Origin of the sequence: Caloramator sp. ALD01, assembly GCF_000472625.1 — a bacterium.
GTDB lineage: Bacteria > Bacillota > Clostridia > Clostridiales > Caloramatoraceae > Thermobrachium > Thermobrachium proteoclasticum.
This window is the reverse complement of the sequence record NZ_AXAA01000006.1, coordinates 13,215-35,727: the sequence shown is the minus strand read 5'-3', so window position 1 is coordinate 35,727 and position 22,513 is coordinate 13,215. Positions and strand designations below refer to the sequence as shown.

Genomic DNA, 22,513 nt, shown 5'->3' with positions numbered 1-22,513 from the left:
ATGATATTGTAACACGCCTTACATTACTTTACAATATAGTAAACTACAGATTCATAAGGCCTTAATGTTAAATTAGATAAATCTAATCCACTATCCCTATAATTTGATAATAATATTTCTACTCTACCCTTTAAGTCTATTTCTCCTTCTAAGTTAACCTTAGTAGGCTCTCCATAGAAGTTATTTACAACAACAAGTAGCTCATCTTTATAGCTTCTTGCATAAGCAAATACGCTTTTGTGCTCTACACAAAGTGGAATATACTCACCGTATGCAACAACGTCATACTCTTTTCTTATATTTATAAGATTTCTATAATGGTTTAATATTGAATCAGCATCATTTATCTGAGCTTCAACGTTTATTTCTTTAAAATTATTTGAAACTGATATCCAAGGTTGTCCATCTGTAAAACCAGCATTCTCACTATCATCCCACTGCATTGGGGTTCTTGAGTTGTCCCTTGACCTTTCCATTATAATTTTCATTACTTCATCTTCAGCCATTCCCTTTTCTTTTAGTATTCTATAATAGTTTATAGATTCAACATCCTTATAGTACTCTATTTTATAAAAATATGGATTTGTCATACCTATTTCTTCACCTTGGTATATATATGGGGTTCCCCTTAGCATATGGATTGAGGTTGCAAGCATCTTGGCCGATTCTTTATGGTATTTATTATCATCTCCAAATCTTGAAACAACTCTTGGTTGGTCGTGGTTACACCAAAACACTGCACTCCAGCCATTACCTTTCTGCATACCAGTTTGCCATTCATTAAATATCTTCTTTAGCTCTTTAAAATCAAAATCCATAAGAGCCCACTTATCACCATTTTTATAATCTACCTTTAAATGATGAAAATTAAATACCATTGAAAGTTCTTTTTCTTCTGGATTTGTGTATTTTATGCAGTTATCAATTGAAGTAGATGACATCTCTCCTACTGTAATTATATCATCATATCTACCAAATGTATTTTTGTTAAGTTCTTTTAAGTATTTATGAATGTTTGGGCCATCAGTATAAAATCTTCTTCCATCTCCTATTAAATCATCCTCAAATACTGCTGGTTTTGATATAAGGTTTATAACATCAAATCTTAGTCCCTTTACTCCCTTTTGTAGCCAAAAGTTTACTATTTCATATACATATTTTCTTACCTCTTCGTTATCCCAATTTAAATCCGCCTGGGTTACATCAAACAAGTGTAGGTAATATTCCCCAAACTTTTCTACATATTCCCAAGCACTTCCTCCAAACTTAGACTGCCAGTTTGTTGGTTTTTCTTTAAATATATAAAAGCCTTTATACTTTTTATCACCTTTAAGAGCTCTTTTAAACCACTCGTGTTCTGTCGAAGTATGGTTTAAAACCATATCAAGCATTATACCAATATCCCTCTTTTGTGCTTCCTCAACTAAAGTTTCGAAATCCTCCATCGTTCCAAATCTACTATCTATATTATAATAATCTGCAACATCATACCCATTATCCCTTTGGGGTGAAACATAAAAAGGAGTTAGCCATATATAGTCAACCCCTAAAAACTTTAAATAGTCAAGTTTCTCAATGACACCCCTTAAATCTCCAAAACCATCTCCATTTGAGTCTTTAAAGGATTTTGGGTAAATTTGATATACAACACTCTTTTTAAAGTCCTTCATCTCGTCACTCCTATTCTTTAATTTTTTTTAACACAATTGGGCTGTTTTGAAAACAGCCCAATTGTGAATTTTAAATTAGGGGAAAGTCTATTCAACATTATTACTTGTTATCCTTAACAAGAATATTATTCTTCTTAAACAGTACTGTAAGCATAAATGGAACTATAATTGCAATTAGCATTGCTATAAAGAACTTAAACATAAATTGTGGCTTTATTGAAAGGATTCCTGGAAGTCCTCCAACACCAATTGAGTTTGCTAAAACACCAGTTCCTACTGAAAATACTGCTGCAATTGATGAACCAATCATTGCTGCAAGGAATGGATATACATATTTTAAGTTGATACCAAACATTGCAGGTTCAGTTACTCCAAGGTAGCAGGATATACAAGCTGGAATTGAAACTTGCTTTTCTTCTTCATCGTGCTTATTTAAATAGATAATTGCAAGTACTGCAGAACCTTGTGCAATATTAGATAGTGCAATCATTGGCCATAGGTTTGTTCCACCAAGTTCGCTCATTAATTGTAGGTCTATTGCATTTGTCATATGATGTAGACCTGTTATAACAAGTGGAGCATAAGTAAATCCAAATATTGCTGCAAATAGCCATCCAAATGCTGATGTAAGTCCTGCATAAACAACCTTAGAAATTGCTGAACCTATTGCCCATCCAAGTGGTCCTAATATTGTATGGGCAATTAGCACTGTTGGAACAAGTGCAAAGAATGGAACTACTATCATTGATATATATGAAGGAACTATATCTCTAAGCTTTGATTCAAAGAATGAAAGTGTAAATCCTGCAAGTATTGCTGGTATTACTTGGGCCTGGTATCCAATCATCTTAACTTGTGCAAAACCAAAGTTCCATACTGGTATTTCCTTTGCTGTTGCAACTGCATAGGCATTAAGTAACTGTGGTGAAACAAGTGTTATACCAAGTACTATACCAAGTATTTGTGTTGTACCCATCTTCTTTGATATTGACCACGTTATACCAACTGGTAAAAAGAAGAATATTGCTTCACCTATAAGCCATAGGAAATGGTGAACTCCAGCCCAAAATTGTGATATTTCTGTTAAACTCTTTGTTCCATTTTCAAACATCTTAATATCGCCTATTATATTTCTAAAACCAAGTATAAGACCTCCAACAACTATTGCTGGAATAAGTGGTGCAAATATTTCACCAAGGTGTGATATAAGTCTTTGAATTAGACTCATATTTTGTCTTGCTGCCTTCTTTGCTTCATCCTTGCTAACACCTTCTATACCTGCATATCTTACAAACTCATTGTAGAAAACAGCAACTTCGTTTCCAATGATTACTTGGAACTGTCCTGCTTGAGTGAAGGTTCCCTTAACAACCTTCATAGCATCAATCTTTTTTACATCTGCCTTCTTTGGGTCATTTAAAACAAATCTCATTCTTGTTGCACAGTGGGATACTGCTGCTATATTTTCTTTTCCTCCCACGTACTCTAAAAGTTCTTTTACATCATTTGCAAATTTACTCACTTTTGTTCCCCTCCATCCTAACTTGTACGTACAACTTTATTTTCATTTATATAATATCATGTACGTACAAGTTAGGCAATAGTTTTTTGAAAATTTTAAGAAAAATTAAATAAGAAAAGATAAGGTGATAAGCACCCTATCTTTTCTTATTTTTATTAAATCGCATTTAGGCCTGCTATATTTAACAAATTCCAAGGTTTATTGAAATGAGGTTGGAAGAAGAAATCGGTAAAGGCTAAATCCTCAATTGTCATTTCATTTTGTATAAAAACAGACATTGTATTCATAAGTGGTGTCAAATCGTGTTTTGATAGTATCTGTGAACCAAGTATTCTTCCTGTATCACTTTCATAAACTACTTTAAGTTTTGCCTTTTCATATGTTGGCATAAACTCTGGTCTATAATTGTCTTCTATTGTAACAGATTGTATATTTAGTCCCTTTTGTTTTGCAATCTCTTCTATTAATCCCGTTGATGCAATATTATAATCATATATCTTAATACCCGATGTTCCTTGAGTTCCTCTCCACTTTATACTTCTGTCTACAAGATTTCTTGCAGCCAATGTTCCCATTCTTACTGCATTTGTTGCAAGCGGTATATATTCATATGACTTAGTAGGATTATACCAAACTGCTGCACAGTCCCCTGCTGCAAAAACATCTTCCCTTGATGTTCTCATATATTCATCTACAATTATTGCTCCATTTGAAAGCATATTAAGTTTACCTTTAAACATTTCAGTTGAAGGTTTAAATCCTACACATACTATAACAACATCTGCATCATATTCACCCTTATCAGTTATAACCCTTTTTACCTTTCCATCTTCACCTTCAAACCTTACTACTGTTTGAGATAAAGCTAAATTAATATCGTGTTTTTTAATTTCTTCTTCTGCTATATCTGTGAATTCCTTGTCCAAATACTTACTTAATATTCTCTCCTGCGTATCAATTAAAGTTACATTCTTTCCTTTTTCTCTAAAAGCCTCTACAAGCTCTACCCCAATATATCCTGCCCCAACAACAACTACATTTTGAACCTCTTTTACTTTTTCTATTATATCGTTGGCGTGATAGTAATTCTTAGATAGCAGTATATTTTTTAAATTAAAGCCCTCAATCTTAGGAAGAATTGGCCAAGAACCTGTAGTTATTATTAACTTATCATAAGAATCTGTAAACTCTTCACCTGTTTTTATATCTTTAACCCTTACCTCTTTCTTGTCAAAATCAACATCTAATACTTCGTGCTGCATTTTCGTATCTACACCAAGACTCTTTAAATGTTCTGGAGATGAATAAAATAGCCCCTTAACATCCTTTATAACGCCACCAACATAAAGAGCAATTCCACAGGATAAAAAGGAAATAGTATCATTTCTTTCATAGACGGTTATTTTAGCATCCTTGTAAAGCTTAGATGTGTTTATTGCGGCTGCTGTACCAGCGTGGGTACAACCAATTATTATAACCTTCATAATATTCACCCCTTAAAAATATCTTACTTTAATTTTATATTATTTAATAATAATTATCAATAGAATATTTATATCTTTTTATACCTAAAAAAATCACCATATATAATATGTTTATATATGGTGATTTTTATGTAAAAGTCTGGGGTGAAAATTATTTACATACCTTTAGCTACTCCAGTATTTCTATTTTGTACCCATTTTAAAACAAAATATAATGGTATTCCTATTATAAGTGCACCAAGGCCCCATAACATTTGTTCCTTTGTTGCTTTAGTTAGTAACCATATACTAACTATAACCGAAATTATTGGTAGTAAGCTGCCAAAAGGCATATTATAGGTACTCTTCATACCACGTTTTCTAAATACTATTACAGAAAGACAAGTTGGAATATATTGTGCAAATCTTGATATAACAGATATCATAGCAAGTTGTGTAAATGTACCTGATACTGCAACAGGTATTGCAAGAAGAACAGTTATAATTACAGCTATATAAGGTACGTCGTGCTTATTTTTCTTTGCTATATAATTTGGAAGTATTCCATCCTCTGCAAGTGCAACACCTGATCTTGGGGCATTAAATGAAGCTGCTATGTTTATACCTCCAATTGATAATAGGGTTGCAATTGCTACAAACTTTTCACCAAAACCTCCCATAAATACCTTTGCTGCATCAGCTACAGGTGTTGTACTTTCAGCAAGTGCTCCTCCTAAGATACCAACAGCAATAATTTGAACAAGAATATAGACAATTGATGCTAAAATCATAGTTGCTATAATTGCTCTTGGTATATTTTTTTGTGGTTCATCCATATCTTCTGCTGCAACAGCAATTGATTCAAAACCTGTAAAGGCATAGAAGATTAGAATAGCAGCTGAACCTATAGTTGCACCGCTTGTTCCATTAGGAAACATAGGAGTAAAATTTCCACCTTTTATAAAGAATAAACCTATAATTACAAATAAGATGAGAGGCAATAATTTAGCGACTGTTACAATATTATTTAAATATTTTGTAGCTTTTACACCAGAAATATTAACTAATCCAAGTCCCACCAAAATTGTTGTTGCAATTAGATTCTTTGCAATGGGCGTTGATGCTGCTGGTATAAATTTCGATAATGCTGTTGCAAATCCTACTGCCATTGTTGCCCAAGCAATGATGCTTATTGCCCATTTCATTATTCCAACTTCAAAACCTACAAATTCTCCAAAGGCTTCCCTTGCATATACATAGGGGCCTCCATTTTTATTAAAAAGACCACCAACTTCAGCAAAACATAACGCCATTGACATAACCAACAAAGTATCAAAAATATAAATCCATATACTTCCTGGTCCTATTATCTTCATAGCCTTACCTGGCAAAAGATATATTCCTGAACCAATAACACCATTAATACCTAATAAAACTATACTCCAAAAACCAAACTTTTTACTATCTCCCATAACTACTCCCTCCCTGCAAATTTAATGAATTCCTCAAACAGTTTTATCATATTTGATTTTGGATTTTGAACCATCATTTCTGGATGCCATTGAACTCCTACTACAAAATCTTTACCTTCAAGTTCTATTGCTTCAACTATATTGTCATCTGAGAAGGCAACCGCCATAAGTCTTTGTCCTAACTTTTTAACACATTGGTGATGATATGAGTTTATAAAGGTCTTTTCACCAAATATTTCATATAGTTTTGAACCCTTTTTAAAACTAACACTATGGGTTGGTGTACTTCTTTTTGCTGATTGTACGTGCTTAATATATGAACCTTCAACCTGCGATATATCCTGATATAAACTACCACCAAGTGCTACATTTAACATTTGCATACCCTTACATATACCTAAAATTGGTATATTTTTGTCCAATGCAAAATTTATGCTCTTAAGATAAAATTCATCTATTTCTGGATACGTATAGTCCTGATGTTTTGAAGGTTGTTCACCATAAAGTAGTGGATTTACATCAAATCCTCCTGATAATATTAGACCATCTAACAAACTTATTTGTTTTGCAATAATTTCTTCCTCCAAATTCATAGGAACAATATAAGGTACTCCACCCACCTTAATTATTGCGTCAATATAATCGTAATTAACATATGCTCTCTCAATACCTGGCAATATTCCTCCTTCCATTATTAGTATGTTTCCTAATACTCCGATTACTGGTCTCATCTTCAACGCCTCCTTTATATAAAAATAAGCAAATTTGATGCCAAATTTAAAATTTCTAACTTTTTTGTAATTTGAATAATATATTAGTCTTGTTATTCATTATATAAAATTCATTTATATATTTTAGCCTCATTACAATCAAAAAGAAACGGGAAAAAATAGACCTATTTTATCCCGTTTCTTGTCCAATTTAAAAACATTCTACCCTTATTATTAATTTTCGTTCCACTTCTGCCTATATTTTTATTAATCATTCCTAAATCATTAAGCAATTCTAATATTCCCCTTACTTCCCCTTCACCTATATACGATAATTTTTCACTTATACACCTTCTTCCAACGCCTTCACTTTTTTCTATACATTCAAGTACATCCAAAACCTTTTCAAGATTATAATTATTTTTTATAAAATCTAATTCCTTATCAAAATTTAGTTCTGAGTTTAAAATATATTGTGGCAAATCCTTTAATGCAACCCTTTCAAATTCCATTGCATTTAAATAGATAGCAATATTTTTAAGTTCCCTTATATTGCCTGGCCATCTATAATTTAAAAGTAACTTCTCTACTTCATTATCAAACTTTATATCTCTTTCAAGATAACATTTTAATAATGGCATTATATCTTCTCTTCTTTCCCTAAGTGGAGGTAAATTTATGGGTAATACATTTAGTCTAAAATACAAATCCTCTCTAAACAAACCCTGATCTACTAATTTTTTTAAATCTTTATTTGTAGCCGCAATAACCCTAACATTAACATTAATAATATTCTCTGAACCAACCCTCATTATCTGTTTCTCCTGAAGAACCCTTAAAAGCCTTGTCTGAAGCTTTAAAGGCATATCTCCTATTTCATCCAAAAATATAGTACCATTATTGGCTATCTCAAAAAGACCAGTTTTTCCTTCCTTTATTGCACCTGTAAATGCACCCTTTTCATATCCAAAGAGTTCACTTTCTAATAAATTTTCAGGTAGTGCAGCACAATTTACTGCAACAAAGGGATAATTAGAACGATTACTATAATTATGAATAGACTGTGCCATCATCTCCTTTCCTGTACCACTCTCTCCAGTAATTAATACTGTATAATCTGATTTTGAAATTTTTTTAGCTATATCTATACATTCCTTCATCCTATTAGAATATGTTATAATCATATCAAAATTGTATTTTGCATAAAAACCCTTTTCTCGTATCTTTTTTGATATATTCTGTTCTATCCTTTTTATATTTGTAATATCTGCAAAGCTTATTATATATCCCGATTTGTAATTTAAATATTTAATAGGTTCCTTATTGACACTAAAAATTTGGTTTCTGTACCTTATTATTTCACCCTTTATCTCATCCTTTTTAATTAAATTATCTATTTCTTCATTATTAAAAATTAAACTGCTACCTATTTTAAAGTTAAATAAATTATTAAAAGAACTGTTAGTTAAAACAACCTTTTCCTCATTATCAACAATAGCAATAGCATCCTGTATATGTTCAATTAGAACCTCCAATTGCTGCCCCTTTATAAATAAGTCCATATATTGTCTTTTTATGCCCATATCCTTGCTTACAATACCTTCAGAATACTTTATTAAATTTTCTTCTATCTCTTTATCTTTTATTTCTAAACAATTAAATATTTTTAAAAATGTTGCTATATCAATACACCTATGACCTACATCTATTGTTGTTTCAATAAAATCTGGCACCTTGTCACTCTCTCCTGGCGTTATTGCCACCTTTACATCTTCATATACTTTATTATCCAAATAAGGTATTAGTTTTAAATGACTTATACCTATTCTATGAAGTAAGTTAACTGTTTCAATAGTAGTCTCTTTAGTATCATTAACTACTAAAACCTTTGTATCATTTGGGATTGCAGCAATTTTATAGATTTCTTTTTCTCTTAGTGTTCTTTCTATAACAATAATACAACTCTCTTTTGAAGCAAATTTTTGAATTTCGTACGCCTTTTCATCTATCATAACTAAAATTACATTATCTTTTATCTTTTCTCCTTCTTTTATTTCATATAAATAATAGTTATTTATATCAATCTTATTAGCAAAAACTTCATTTAAGTTTTCACGTAAAAACTCAGATAGCGGGCCTTTTCTATTTGTAACAAGTGCAATACTCTTCAAACCTATCCCTCCTTAAGTGCAGGTAAAATATAATAAAGCCATATTAGAAAGAATTTTTCATTTGCAATTTATTTTTGTTATCGAAAACTTTTAAAAAAAGTAAAGCATTAACATTATTTTCTTATACATATAATTTTATGTTATATAAACAATAAAATAAAAATCAATCATATAAAGCTTATATTGTGTTATGTTAATAAACAAAATTAACTTATTTATTCAAGATACCATTTAACAATACCATTAAAAAAGTTATAATATACTTAATATTTCATATATTGTTTTGTATATTATTGGAAATGTCACAATTCACCTGGGTGGCACTTTTGAGAAAAGGGGAGGATATAATGCAAAAACTATATTATGAAAATCCATATATTTTTGAATGGGAGGCCAAAGTAGTAAACCAAAGGGAAAAGGATAATTTTTATATTGTTGAACTCTCTACCACATCCTTTTATCCAGAAGGTGGTGGACAGCCGAGGGACTATGGAACAATCGATGGGATTGAGGTTGTTGATTTATTTGAAGAAAATGATACAATCTGCCACGTTGTTAACAAAAAAATTGAAAAGAATACTGTGAAGTGCAAAATTGATTTTGAAAGAAGGTTTGACCATATGCAAAACCACACTGGTCAGCATCTTCTATCCTCTATTTTTATAGAACTTTATAATGCTCCAACTAATAGTTTTCATTTAGGAGATGATTATGTAAGCATTGATGTAGGTTTAGAAAATATAACAGATGAAATGGTTAAAAGGGTTGAAGATAGAGTAAATGAGCTGATTTTTAAAAATATACAAGTAAAATCCTATATATTAGATTATGATGAAGCTAAAAAATTACCTTTAAGAAAGCTTCCTCCTACAGATTTTAATATAAGAATTGTTGAAATAGATGGAATAGACTACTCTCCCTGTTGTGGTACCCACGTTAAAAGCCTTGGAGAAATTGGAATGGTTAAAATACTAAAAACAGAAAAATATAAGAATATAACAAGAGTGTATTTTAAATGTGGTAGAAGGCTTCTTAAGGATTTTCAGGAAAAAAATTTAATAATAAATAATTTGAATAAGAAACTATCAGTTCCTCAAAATGAAATTTTAATCAAAGTTGATTCAATGCAAAATGAAATAAAAAAATTATCAAAGGAACTTAATCTACAAAAGGAGATTAACTCAGAATATATTGCAAAGGACTTAATAGATAATTATGATGGAGATATAATAACAAAAATATTTGAAGATAAAACGTTTGATGAAATACAAATGATAGGAAATAAAGCCTCTTTGTTATGTGATAAAATATTTATTTTATCATCTATACCAGATAAAAAGATTATACTTACACATAATGGAAAGATAAAATTAAATTGCGGCCAAATTTTCAAGGAAGTCTTGCCAAACTTTAATGGTAGAGGTGGAGGAGGGTCAAAATTTGCTCAAGGAAGTTTCGAAGATATGACCGATATCAATAATTTTATTGAAAATTTAATAGAAAAAATAAAAAAGGAATCTTTAACTTAAAAAGGACAGTAGGTTTTCCTACTGTCCTTTTACATCTATTGTCCAATCATCAACTTTAAATCATCATCTACGTTTGTTATTCCACCAATTCCAAAGTTTTCAACAAGAACCTTTGCAACATTTGGTGATAGGAATGCTGGTAGTGTTGGTCCAAGGTGAATATTCTTAACTCCAAGGTATAATAGAGCTAAAAGTACTGTTACTGCCTTTTGTTCATACCAAGCAATATTGTATACAATTGGTAATTCATTTATATCATTTAATTCAAATACTTCCTTAAGCTTTAGTGCAATCACTGCAAGTGAATATGAATCATTACATTGTCCGGCATCTAAAACTCTTGGAATTCCTGCTATATCCCCAAGTTCAAGCTTATTATATCTATACTTTGCACATCCTGCTGTTAAAATTACAGTGTCCTTTGGAAGCTTATTTGCAAATTCTGTGTAGTATTCTCTTGACTTCATTCTTCCATCACAGCCTGCCATAACAACAAATTTTCTAATTGCACCACTCTTTACTGCTTCAACAACCTTATCAGCAAGCTGTAGTACTTGATTGTGGGCAAATCCTCCGATTATTTCGCCTTGCTCTATTTGTACAGGTGGATTACATCTCTTCGCGTGTTCTATAATTTCACTAAAGTCTTTATTACCATTTTCATCTTCCTTAATGTGCTTTACACCTGGGAATCCTACAACACCTGTTGTATATAATCTATCCTTATATGAATCCTTTGGTGGTACTAAGCAGTTTGTTGTCATTAGAATTGGTCCATTGAATAATTCAAACTCCTTATCTTGCAACCACCAAGCATTTCCGTAGTTCCCAACAAAATGTTCATACTTCTTAAATGCTGGATAGTAGTGGGCTGGAAGCATCTCTCCGTGCGTATAAACATCTATACCTGTTCCATTTGTTTGTTCAAGTAATTGTTCTAAGTCCTTTAGATCGTGTCCACTTATTAGTATTGCTGGATTGTTTCTAACACCTATATTTACCTTTGTAATCTCTGGATTACCATAGGTTGATGTATTAGCCTTATCAAGCAGTGCCATAACATCAACAGCATACTTTCCTGTTTCAAGTGCAAGTGAAACAAGTTCATCTGCACCAAGTGTATCATCTAAAGTTGAAGCAAGTGCCCTTTGCATAAATTTAAATATTTCCTTATTAACGTGTTTTAAAACATAGGCGTGGTTTGCATACGCAGCCATCCCCTTAACACCATAAGTTATAAGCTCTCTTAGGGATCTTATATCTTCATTTTCTGTTTTTAATATCGAAACTTCCTCTGCCTTCTTTTGTGCATCTTCAATTGAAACTACAAAATTTACTGCATCGTGATTTAAACTTGTTACATCTATTCCTTTATTCTTAAGCTCTGTCTTTATATCATCTCTAATTTTTATACCTTCTAATACTCTTTCATATATAACTTTGTCGTCAAAATTTACATTGGTAATAGTTATAAATAAACTCTCCATTATAAACTTATCTACATCATCTCTTTGGATTCCATTTTCCTTTGCTGAAAGGTTTACCATTGATAAGCCTTTTAGTGTATACATAAGTAAGTCTTGGCTCTTTGCAACTACATCGTTCTTACCACATACACCTCTTAAGCTACATCCCTTTCCACTTGCGGCCTCTTGACATTGATAACAGAACATACTCATCTGAATCCCTCCTCAAATTTGTTTATGTCTTAATTATACTTGCTATATTTTGGGGATTCAGTGATTTATATCACATAAATAAATTTTTATATGTTTATTATAAAAAAGCACCGTAAATTACGGTCAGGCTGTTGAAAAAGTTATATATTGATTAGCCCCATGAAGGATTTCTTGGGCATCGATTCATTTNGCTAAGCAATTCTAAGCTTTTCTTTNTTTGAAAAAGTCCTACCCTCGCGATGCCATCGTCCTGATGGCCGCTCGGCTCGGCACGTCCTGTGCCGAATTACGGACTTTTTCAAAGTCGAAAAGCAATAATTGCTAAAGCTCATGAAATATGCCATTTTGAAATCCTTTCATGGGGCTTTTTCATATTTTAGCTAACAAACATGTTTATCAACAATCTGACCGTAAATTACGGTGCTAATAAACAAAAATACTATTAGTAAAGTATCTTAAATTTTTTATCTCCTTTTACATCTACTTGTTCTTTATCTATATCATCAATCCTTGAAAATCCATTTCCCTTTAAGATTAATTCTAAAAATTTATATATTTTTTCCTCTTCTCCCTCAACTTCTGCCTCAACTGATCCATCATCTAAATTTTTCACATAACCACTTAATCCTAAAGTATATGCTTTTGTATAAACAAAATACCTAAATCCAACTCCCTGAACTCTACCATAAAATTTAAATCTATACCTCTTCATAGAAACACCCCATACAAAAATTGAATAATTTCACATTTCACCTGGGTGGGAGACCTCCGAAAAAATCAAATTATTTTTAAAAACATACTATATATAGTTGCGCATATTATCTTTTATTCACTATATATAGTGGTGACAATTTTTAAGGTATCATTTTTTCGGAGCTCTTGGTGGCACTTTAGTTGAGTAAAGACACTATTCTTAAGTCCTTTCTATTCATTAAATCTATTAACTCATCTCCAACCTTTACAATTGGATATGAAACATTTTGTGGTGTAACGTAAACAATTTCGCCTGCTTGTCCATCACTTAAAATCACCTGCATTCCTATGTAATAGCTTGCAATATTATGTAAAAAGGTCAACAATATTTTTGTATCGAACTTAGTATAGCCCTCTAATTCAATTATCTTAAAGGCATCAAAGGGAGTCATCCTGCCCTTATAAACCCTCTCCTGCGTTAATGCATCATATACATCACATATGGAAATAATCTTTGCAAATAAATTTATCTTATCACCCTTTATTTTTAGAGGATATCCTGAACCATCTTCATTTTCGTGATGCATTAGTATTCCCTTTAATACTTCAAGGCTAATGCGAGTATCCTGCTTTGCTATTTCATAACCATACTGTGCGTGCTTTTTCATTATTTCAAATTCTTTTTGAGTAAGTGGACCCTTTTTATTTAATATTTCTTCTGGTATTTTAGCCTTTCCTAAATCGTGCATAACTGCCGCCTTTGTCAATTCTGTTATTACATCTTCTCTAAGTCCAAGCCATTTTCCAAGAAGCATACTGTAAAAGGCCACATTTAGACTATGATTATATGTGTATTCATCATAGGCTTTAAATGTTGATAAAAACTTAATCACATTATCCTTATTTTCCATTTCTAATTTTATATCATCTGCTATATTTGATATAACTCCATAGTCAAGCTTTTTACCTAAAGCTAAGTCACCTATTATATTTTTAACTGTATCAACATTTTTTGAATATTCCTTGCTTAAATTTTCAAAGGCAATATTTGAACTATCTAAATTTTCACTTTCAGAATAAATATGTATATTATTTATCCCTAAATTTCTTAGTTTGTTTATTATAAACTCATTTAAAACTGTTCCCTCTGTAACAATTACTGCTCCTGTTTCAGTAATTATATCTAATGCAACTTTATCACCAATGCAGCAGTCATTAATCTTTACAAATCTTTTTTTCAAGATACCAAACCCCTTTAAATTGAAAATATATGTAAGATAATTATAACATAAATTTTGCAATATATATATTTTTTTTAAATTTTAATATATAATCATTTTAGGGGGGATTATAATGAGTGGTACAAATTTTGTAAAAAGTCTATCGTATTATATATCTTCATTTTTATTTCTTGAAATTTTGTTTAAAATACTTACAAATATTCATTCCTTCAATTCTCTTTTTATTTATACAATAATCTTTTGCATTACTATCTCGGTATTTTTTTGTATTATATCTAATTTATTTAATGAAAAAACAAATTATATTATTTCTAAGATAATAGTTTTTATATTTTGCCTAATATTTGCAAGCCAATTTATATATTTTAAGATATTTAAACATTTTATACATTATATTCTGCTGCAAACGCATCCCAAGTAATTGAATTTTGGAGAGATATATTCTTTATATTAGGTAAAAATCTACATTTTGTCTTTTTATTCTTTATTCCTTTTTTTGTTTTGATTTTCTTTAAAAAGTATATTATTTCATCTAATAAACTATCAAAATTAGAGGTAATATTCTTAGTATTGTTATTCTTTTTATCACAAATAATAAACTCTTTATATATATATACCTCAAAAGAAAGAAGAGAATTATTGCTTGAACTTAAAAACAATACTAATTCATCAACAGTCACAGCTCACAAATTAGGATTACTTGCTTCAGTTAATATGGATATAAAAAAATTTATTTTTAATAATAAAGCAAAATCTAAATCAATAGAGACACTGAGTATAAAATTAGAAGAAGATAATAATACCATACAAAAGCCTAAAGAAGAAAAAAAAGTTACATATAATATGATGAATATTAATTTTGACGATTTAATTTCAAAAGAAAAAAATGCAACATTAAAGCAAATGCATTCATACTTTAAGAATTTATCTCCAACAGAAAAAAACGATTATACAGGTAAATATAAGGGGTATAATCTCATATTTATTACTGCTGAAAGTCTCTCTCCTTATGCTGTAAATAAAGATTTAACTCCAACTTTATATAAACTCGTAAATGAAGGATATAGGTTCACTAACTTCTACAATCCTATTTGGGGTGTCAGTACAACTGATGGTGAATACGTTGCCTGTACAGGACTTATTCCTAAAGCTGGCGTTTGGAGTTTTAAAGAATCCTCTAAAAATTATTTACCCTTTGTAATGGGAAATCAATTTAAAAAACTTGGTTTTAAAACATTGGCATACCACAATCATACATATACATACTATAAAAGAAATCTATCCCATCCTAATATGGGATACATATATAAAGGAGTTGGCAATGGGCTTGATGTTAAAAAATCTTGGCCTGAGTCCGACCTCGAAATGATGGAAAAAACTATTCCAGAATATATAAATAGTGAGCCATTTCACGTATACTATATGACCGTTAGTGGGCATTTACGCTATTCCTTTTCTGGAAATGCAATGTCTATAAAAAACAAAAAGTTTGTAGAAAATTTAAATCTCTCTGATGAAGCAAAGGCATATATAGCCGCTCAAATAGAATTAGATAGAGCCTTAGAATATCTTTTAAACAAACTTGAAGAAAAAGATTTATTAAAAAGAACTTTAATTGTAATAAGCCCAGACCACTATCCATATGGTTTAAGTGAAGAAACAATAGACGAACTTGCTGGTCATAAAGTCGAGAAAAATTTTGAACTTTATAAAAGTACCCTTATAATATATACCAAAAATATTGAACCTAAAGTTATAGACAAGCCCTGCTCAAGTCTTGATATTATACCAACAATATCAAACCTTTTAGGTTTAGAGTATGATTCAAGACTTTTAATGGGAACTGATATATTTTCAAACTCTGAACCTCTTGTTATATTCCAAAATAAAAGCTTTATAACTGATAAAGGTAGATATGATTCAATACAGAATAAATTTATACCTAATGAGGGTTTAAATGTAGATGATAATTATATAAAAAGAATTAAAAATATGGTTGATATTAAATTTTTCTTATCCGAAAAAATACTCGAACTTGATTATTATAGAAAATTATTTAATAAATAAGGTCGGAATAATGCCCGACCTTACTCATTTATATTCTCAACTAATTTTTTTATTACCTCAACTGCTTCTCTTTCGTCCTCGCCATCTGCCTTAATTACTATTTCATCTCCCTGCTTTACCGCGAGGCTAAGAAGCCCTAAAAGACTCTTTATATTAACTTCCTTATCTCCTTTTTTGAAGAATATATTGCTCTTAAACTTTTTAGATTCTGTTACAACTATTGTTGCTGGTCTTGCGTGAAGACCTGTTTTGTTTTGTACTATTGCCTTTGCCTCAACCATTTTGAACCCTCCATTTATTTAATATTAAGTTGGCTTGCTGCCTCTCTATCTAAAATTAAAGTTACATCAGGATGAAGCTGCAGTATTGATGCAGGTACATCTGGTGTTATAGGACCATTTACCATCTTTTCAATTATCTCTGCCTTCTCTTTACCTGATGCTAAAAGAACTATCTTTCTTGTATGCATTATTGTCTTTATTCCCATACTTATTGCTTTTGTTGGTACCTCTTCTATTGAATTAAAAAATCTTGAATTTGCCTTTATTGTATCCTCATCAAGCCTTACAAGATGTGTTTTTGCCTCAAACTTAACATCCGGTTCATTAAACCCAATGTGACCATTTTTCCCTATTCCTAAAATCTGAAGGTCGATTCCTCCAGCCTTTTCTATTTTTTCTTCATATTCTATACATTCTTTTTCTATATCCTCTGCCCTTCCATCTGGAATGTTTATGTTATTTTTATCTATATCTACATACTTAAACAAGTGTTCCATCATATAAAAATAGTAGCTCTGTGGATTTTCTCTATCAAGTCCATAATACTCATCTAAATTAAATGTAACTACATCTTTAAAGCTAAACTTTCCTTCACGATACATTTTTACAATTTCCTTATACATACCAATAGGAGTTCCTCCTGTTGCAAACCCTATTACACTTTTTGGCTTTAGTATTAGTTGGCTTGCAACAATGTCTGCTGCCTTTTTACTTAATTCATCATAGTTTTCTGTAACAATTATTCTCATAAAAACCCCTCCTATGCTATGCTGTAAATACAATTTTTCCCTCTACTATTGTCAGCATAACATCTATATCTTCATTAAAAATTATAATATCTGCATCTTTTCCATTTTGTATACTACCAATCCTACTATCTTCTTTAATTACCTTTGCTGGGTTTAAAGATGCCATCCTAACAGCATCAACTATATTTAATCCCAATTTATTTACAACATTATACACAGCCCTGTTTAAAGTTAGAATACTTCCTGCCAGTGTACCATCCTCAAGCCTTGCAGAAGTTTTATCTACAAAAACCTTCTGACCTCCTAAATCATATATGCCTTCTTCCATACATCCTGCCCTCATTGAATCTGTTATTAAAACCACTTTGTCAATTCCTTTTATTTTAATTAATAACCTTAAAGCTTCAGGATGAACGTGGATAAGGTCCGCAATAACTTCACTGGTTATATCTGTATTAAATACAGCTCCAACAGCACCCGGTTCTCTATGATTAAAGGGCCTCATTGCATTAAAGGTATGCGTTGCGTGGCTTATTCCCTTTTTTATTGCATTAACTGCAACTTCATAGTTGGCACTTGTATGTCCCATAGAAATAACTATGTCTTTAATTTTTGATATACTATCTATAAATTTAAATTCCTCATCTACTTCTGGTGCAACTGTTATTATCTTTATTACATCTATATAATCCATAATAAAATCATAGCTTGGAGGAATTATATACTTATCATCCTGTGCCCCTTTATATTTTTTGCTTATAAAGGGGCCTTCTAAATGCACTCCTAATACCTTCGCTCCCTTTACTTTATCTTTATTACTCTTTATATTTTCAAGTGCCATATATATTCTATCCCTTGACATAGTCATAGTCGTCGGTAAAAAGGCTGTAGTTCCACATTGTGCAAGTGTTTTACTTATATTTTGAAGTGCCTCAAAGTTTGCATCCATTGTATCACTTCCGCCTAAGCCGTGTATGTGTATGTCAATAAAACCTGGTGATACATAGTTACCTTTAGCATCTATTATTTCACAATCATTTTTATTTATTTTTTCTTCATCCACAATATCAACAATCTTTTCATCAAAAATCAAAGCTTTACCCTTAAGTACTTCACCTTCAGTTATTATTTTCCCATTGATTATTGCCTTCATTTTATCAGCCCTTCTTCATATTCTTTTAATGCCTTTACAATATATCCTCTGTTTTTTTCTAAAAGCCTTTTTGCCTCTTCCTTTGTAAGCCCTGTTTTTATCATAAGTATGCTAAGTTTTACATTATAATCTGTTTTATCTAAAATAGTTTCTATCACCAAATCATCTTCACCTGTTGCAATTTTAACTATTCTTTTTGCCCTCTCATATAGCTTTTTATTTGATGCCTGAACATCCACCATTAAATTTTGATAAACTTTACCAAGTTTTATCATTGTTCCGGTTGAAAGCATATTTAAAATCATTTTTTGAGCTGTTCCTGCCTTCATCCTTGTTGATCCCATTATAACTTCAGGTCCAACCTCAACCGATATTGCAACATCCGCATAGTCATTCATAATACTCTTTTTATTCATATTTACTGCAATTGTTAGTGCACCTATTTCCTTTGCATATTTCATTGCACCTATAACATAGGGAGTTCTTCCCGATGCTGCAATTCCACAAACAACATCCTTTCCATTTAAATTTTTTTCAATCATATCTTTTCTGCCAAGTTCCTCATCATCTTCCGCACCCTCAACAGCTTTAAACATTGCTGTATTTCCTCCAGCTATAACCCCCTGAACCAAGTCATAATCAACACCAAATGTTGGGGGACACTCTGAAGCATCTAATATACCAAGCCTTCCACTTGTACCAGCACCAACATATATTAATCTTCCACCCTCTAATAGCCTTTCTGCTATTAAATCAATTGCCTTTGCAATACTTTCCTTCTCCTTTTCAATTGCAAATGCCACCTTTTTATCCTCTTCATTAATCATAGTAACCATATCAATTGTACTTACTCTATCTATATCCTTTGTATTTGGATTTATTGATTCAGTTGTAAGATTTGCTAAGTTTATTTTGTCCATTGAATTCACTCCTAACATTAAAGTTCAAAACCAAATTTCTGCCAAGGTTCTATATAGTCTAATAAGAATAACTCTTCTTCCTTAATTCTTCCTACAACATTTGTCTTTCCTGAATTCTTCATATCCTTTAATGCTATTTGCAACTCACCAGCATAATGTCCATATAGTGACGTATCAATCAATATATCTCCTCTATTAATATCTGGTGTATTAAATGGTACAAACTCGTGTCCTTTATATTTAACTCTGCTCTGTGTAGATCTAATCATATATTCTGACACATCTCCACGGTTAAAGTGTAATTCTTCTAAAACTATTTTTCTTTCTACCTCAGGTATATCCTTAACAAGCTCTACCTCAAATTTAAGAATATCCCTATCAACTTTACTCAATTCCCTCATCTCATCTTCAGAAGCAAAGCAGTTTGCAATTATGACATCATCAATTAATCCTGTAGCAAATAGATGCTTTGCTTGAATCTTTATTGGTAAATTTCTATGCATTTCTAATGTACATAATCCTTCATTAACAGGCCAAGGCCCGAAAGTACTGTTGTTTGAAGATACAAAAGCGGCTGTCCTTATACCTAATTCTTTAAATTGTTTACTACACTTTACAAAGTGACTATAGCTTAAACCTGTATATCTATGGGGATAAAAGTTATGACATGCAATTAGATTTTCTAAATTTGGCTTGTAGCTTAAGATATTTTCAATGTACTTAGTGCCATTACTCATATTGATTTCAATTTTCAATCCATAAGGATTAAATGTCATAAGAGATTCTTCTAATCCACTAAATCCCATATCAAGTCTTATACCATATACATTGAGTTCTTTAAAAAAACTTAAATCCTTATAGCTGATTCCCAGCTCTCCGAAAACTCTTGGACTTACATCTGCTATTACGTTCATTCCTAATCTATTGGCTTCATTTATGATTTCCTTAAAATCCTTTACTATTTTTTCTTTATCACCATTAACAGATAAAAGACAAGTAAAAACCCTATTAAACCCATATTTTGCTGCTAAGTTTAAATACTCTATATTTTCCTGTAAACTGGCCTTTTCAGGATATATTGAAATTCCTAATTGTTTCATATATTATTCCCCCTAAAAATTTTTTTACTTGGTGTAATGTTCCCTAAAACAACTCTTTGTTTTGCTCCTGTTGCCCCTCTTACATTCGAACATATTCCATTTAATGTTTCATTTGCAAGTATAGCAAACGCAATTGCTTCTTTTGCATCTGAAGAAAATCCTAAATCCTCTAATATAAAAACCTTGCAGTTTGGCAATAAATTTTTTATCATACTAATTAAAGTTTTATTATAACTTCCACCACCACTTATGATTACTTCGTCAATATCGTATTTATCAAAAATAAACCTTTTATAGTTTTCATATATTGAATACGCTGTAAAGGCAGTTACCGTAGCTATAATATCAACATCTCTTTTATTTTTCCATTTAATTAAAAGTTCATCGACAAATTGGCTACCAAACAATTCTCTCCCTGTAGTTTTAGGAGGTTTTTTTTGTATATATGGTATATCTAAAAGTTCTCTTAACATATTTTCAATTATTCTTCCCTGTGAAGCTAAATATCCATCTTTATCATATTTTACTCCTTTAAGTCTCTGCACAACTTCATCAATAATCATATTACCTGGCCCAGTATCAAAGGCAAAAACGTCATCAACTGTACAATTTTTAGGTATTACAGTAACATTGCCTATTCCACCTATATTTTGTAGTGCTCTATTTCTATCCGATTTATATAATATATAGTCTACATAAGGTACAAGTGGTGCACCTTGTCCTCCTGCCGCCATATCCATGACTCTAAAATTAGAAACAACTGTTGTTCCCGTCTCATAGGATATAACTGCTGGTTCTCCAATCTGAAGTGTTGATTTTATGCTTCCTTGTTTATCTGCTGGAATATGATATACAGTTTGCCCGTGCGAACCTATAAAATCTAATTTATGAATAGGGAAATTTGCTCTTTTGCATACCTCTTTTACTGCGTCTGCAAATATATATCCTAATTTGAAATTTAAACTGCATATTAATTCAACATTAGACTCCTCTACTCCACAGCATCTTTTTATCTCTTTTTTTATGTAATCTGGCATATCTAAATTAACAAACTCTATTAGTTCAACCTCTGTATTCTCACCACTTCCCTTTATTTTAACAAGTGCTGCATCTATTCCATCTAATGATGTTCCCGACATAAGTCCTACAGCATATTTACACATTACTATCACCAACCAATTTTTTATATTCCAAAAGAGCTAAATAAAATGCACCCTTTGATGATGGAACATCTTCATCTATTAAATTTATTTTATTTAATTTTTGCCTTAAATTCTTTTTAAAGTTTTCTCTAACTATATCAATTTTTGTTAAAACACTACCTTTAATCCCAATATTTACATCATTGAACATATTCAGTTTATTTGCAACCATATATGTTATTTCTGATAAATCATTAGCAGCATCAATTAATATCTGTTTAGCGTATAGGTCATAACAACTGCTTTCTACTATAACTGGAACTAATGCAGCAATACTTGCCTTATCAGACTGATAAACAAAGTCTTTGATCTCTTCTACCCTTTTAATGTTTAATTTTTTCATTATATTTAATGTTAAAGGGCTCTCTTTACATCCCATATCATACTCATAAACTGCTTTTTTTAAAGCCTTTAGTGCTATGTGATATCCACTTCCTTCATCACCTAAAATATGTCCCCATCCTCCGGCCCTTACAATTTCATTTTCTCTTTTGCCTATACTTATAGAACCTGTACCTGAAATAGTAATTATTCCATCTTCCCCTTTTAATAAAGACGCGTGTGCTATAACTGCATCATTTACTACTTTTGTCCTTACTTTAAAATAATCTTCTATTTTTTGTTTAATAATAATGCTATAATTTCCCACTTCAACTCCTGCTAAACCTGCACATATAAATATGCATCTAATCTCTCTATTTTTTTCATATACACCCTTTATACAGCCACCAATTGCTTCTATTATATTCTCTAATGCCTTTATTTCATCAACCAACACATTGCCAAAACCTGTGACATTTTTAAAAATAACATCTCCATTCATACTAAAGGCTACTGCTTCAGTTTTAGTTCCTCCTCCATCTACACCTATGATATAATGCAAACTATCAC

At 31.1% G+C, this 22,513-nt stretch carries 19 protein-coding genes; 2 read left to right on the top strand and 17 right to left on the bottom strand.

Going from position 1 to position 22,513, the window contains the following annotated elements:
• Window positions 1-23 precede the first annotated feature (23 nt).
• The 6 genes from treC to A3M9_RS0104315 form a co-directional block, all read right to left on the bottom strand.
• Window positions 24-1,670, bottom strand: a complete 1,647-nt coding sequence (gene treC, locus A3M9_RS0104340; RefSeq protein WP_027308130.1) for an alpha,alpha-phosphotrehalase — start codon at window positions 1,668-1,670, stop codon at window positions 24-26.
• A 100-nt stretch (window positions 1,671-1,770) separates the two neighbouring features.
• Window positions 1,771-3,192 (bottom strand): PTS system trehalose-specific EIIBC component, encoded by a 1,422-nt coding sequence (gene treP, locus A3M9_RS0104335; RefSeq protein ID WP_027308129.1) that lies wholly within the window; start codon window positions 3,190-3,192, stop codon window positions 1,771-1,773.
• 155 nt (window positions 3,193-3,347) lie between these two features.
• The gene (locus A3M9_RS0104330) at window positions 3,348-4,676 is read right to left on the bottom strand and encodes an FAD-dependent oxidoreductase (RefSeq protein ID WP_027308128.1); all 1,329 of its coding nucleotides are present in this window, start codon (window positions 4,674-4,676) and stop codon (window positions 3,348-3,350) included.
• Window positions 4,677-4,831: 155 nt separating this feature from the next.
• Complete coding sequence (locus A3M9_RS0104325; protein WP_027308127.1) at window positions 4,832-6,127, bottom strand: APC family permease; 1,296 nt, start codon at window positions 6,125-6,127, stop codon at window positions 4,832-4,834.
• Window positions 6,128-6,129: 2 nt separating this feature from the next.
• Window positions 6,130-6,858 carry a gamma-glutamyl-gamma-aminobutyrate hydrolase family protein gene (locus A3M9_RS0104320; protein WP_027308126.1) on the bottom strand — a complete coding sequence of 243 codons (729 nt, stop codon included), beginning with the start codon at window positions 6,856-6,858 and terminating at the stop codon, window positions 6,130-6,132.
• 164 nt (window positions 6,859-7,022) lie between these two features.
• Entirely contained in the window at window positions 7,023-9,008 is a 1,986-nt protein-coding gene (locus tag A3M9_RS0104315; RefSeq protein WP_027308125.1) for a sigma-54-dependent Fis family transcriptional regulator, read from the bottom strand.
• Between the two features lie 347 nt (window positions 9,009-9,355).
• Here A3M9_RS0104315 and A3M9_RS0104310 point away from each other — a divergent pair, with 347 nt between their 5' ends.
• A complete protein-coding gene (locus A3M9_RS0104310; RefSeq protein WP_198011938.1) occupies window positions 9,356-10,537 on the top strand; it encodes a DHHA1 domain-containing protein in 1,182 nt (393 codons plus the stop codon).
• 35 nt (window positions 10,538-10,572) lie between these two features.
• Here A3M9_RS0104310 and hcp read toward each other — a convergent pair whose 3' ends face one another.
• The 4 genes from hcp to A3M9_RS14115 all read right to left on the bottom strand — a co-directional run bounded on the left by hcp (window position 10,573) and on the right by A3M9_RS14115 (window position 14,809).
• Complete coding sequence (gene hcp, locus A3M9_RS0104305) at window positions 10,573-12,216, bottom strand: hydroxylamine reductase (RefSeq protein WP_027308123.1); 1,644 nt, start codon at window positions 12,214-12,216, stop codon at window positions 10,573-10,575.
• Between the two features lie 442 nt (window positions 12,217-12,658).
• On the bottom strand, window positions 12,659-12,928 hold the full coding sequence (locus tag A3M9_RS0104300) for an acylphosphatase (protein WP_027308122.1): 270 nt from the start codon (window positions 12,926-12,928) through the stop codon (window positions 12,659-12,661).
• A gap of 178 nt (window positions 12,929-13,106) precedes the next feature.
• A complete protein-coding gene (locus tag A3M9_RS13155; RefSeq protein ID WP_035165837.1) occupies window positions 13,107-14,150 on the bottom strand; it encodes an HD-GYP domain-containing protein in 1,044 nt (347 codons plus the stop codon).
• A gap of 383 nt (window positions 14,151-14,533) precedes the next feature.
• Entirely contained in the window at window positions 14,534-14,809 is a 276-nt protein-coding gene (locus A3M9_RS14115) for a hypothetical protein (RefSeq protein WP_051350587.1), read from the bottom strand.
• On the opposite strand from A3M9_RS14115, the gene A3M9_RS13150 reads away from it, so the two are divergent.
• Window positions 14,790-16,217, top strand: coding sequence for an LTA synthase family protein (locus A3M9_RS13150; RefSeq protein WP_051350586.1), 1,428 nt, complete (start codon window positions 14,790-14,792; stop codon window positions 16,215-16,217). The genes A3M9_RS14115 and A3M9_RS13150 overlap by 20 nt on opposite strands.
• 20 nt (window positions 16,218-16,237) lie before the next feature.
• On the opposite strand, the gene A3M9_RS0104285 is transcribed toward A3M9_RS13150, so the two are convergent.
• The 7 genes from A3M9_RS0104285 to A3M9_RS0104255 are packed head-to-tail and all read right to left on the bottom strand — an operon-like array spanning window position 16,238 to window position 22,505.
• Window positions 16,238-16,498, bottom strand: coding sequence for an HPr family phosphocarrier protein (locus A3M9_RS0104285; RefSeq protein ID WP_027308121.1), 261 nt, complete (start codon window positions 16,496-16,498; stop codon window positions 16,238-16,240).
• A gap of 14 nt (window positions 16,499-16,512) precedes the next feature.
• A complete protein-coding gene (gene nagB, locus A3M9_RS0104280; RefSeq protein ID WP_027308120.1) occupies window positions 16,513-17,247 on the bottom strand; it encodes a glucosamine-6-phosphate deaminase in 735 nt (244 codons plus the stop codon).
• A gap of 16 nt (window positions 17,248-17,263) precedes the next feature.
• Complete coding sequence (nagA, locus tag A3M9_RS0104275; RefSeq protein ID WP_027308119.1) at window positions 17,264-18,400, bottom strand: N-acetylglucosamine-6-phosphate deacetylase; 1,137 nt, start codon at window positions 18,398-18,400, stop codon at window positions 17,264-17,266.
• On the bottom strand, window positions 18,397-19,320 hold the full coding sequence (gene murQ / locus A3M9_RS0104270; RefSeq protein WP_027308118.1) for an N-acetylmuramic acid 6-phosphate etherase: 924 nt from the start codon (window positions 19,318-19,320) through the stop codon (window positions 18,397-18,399). Before murQ ends, nagA begins: the two co-directional genes overlap by 4 nt.
• Window positions 19,321-19,337: 17 nt before the next feature.
• Entirely contained in the window at window positions 19,338-20,420 is a 1,083-nt protein-coding gene (locus A3M9_RS0104265; protein WP_027308117.1) for a DUF871 domain-containing protein, read from the bottom strand.
• Window positions 20,417-21,583: an anhydro-N-acetylmuramic acid kinase AnmK gene (anmK, locus tag A3M9_RS0104260; protein ID WP_027308116.1), complete on the bottom strand. Its 1,167-nt coding sequence runs from the start codon at window positions 21,581-21,583 to the stop codon at window positions 20,417-20,419. Before anmK ends, A3M9_RS0104265 begins: the two co-directional genes overlap by 4 nt.
• A complete protein-coding gene (locus A3M9_RS0104255; RefSeq protein WP_027308115.1) occupies window positions 21,576-22,505 on the bottom strand; it encodes an N-acetylglucosamine kinase in 930 nt (309 codons plus the stop codon). Before A3M9_RS0104255 ends, anmK begins: the two co-directional genes overlap by 8 nt.
• Window positions 22,506-22,513 lie beyond the last annotated feature (8 nt).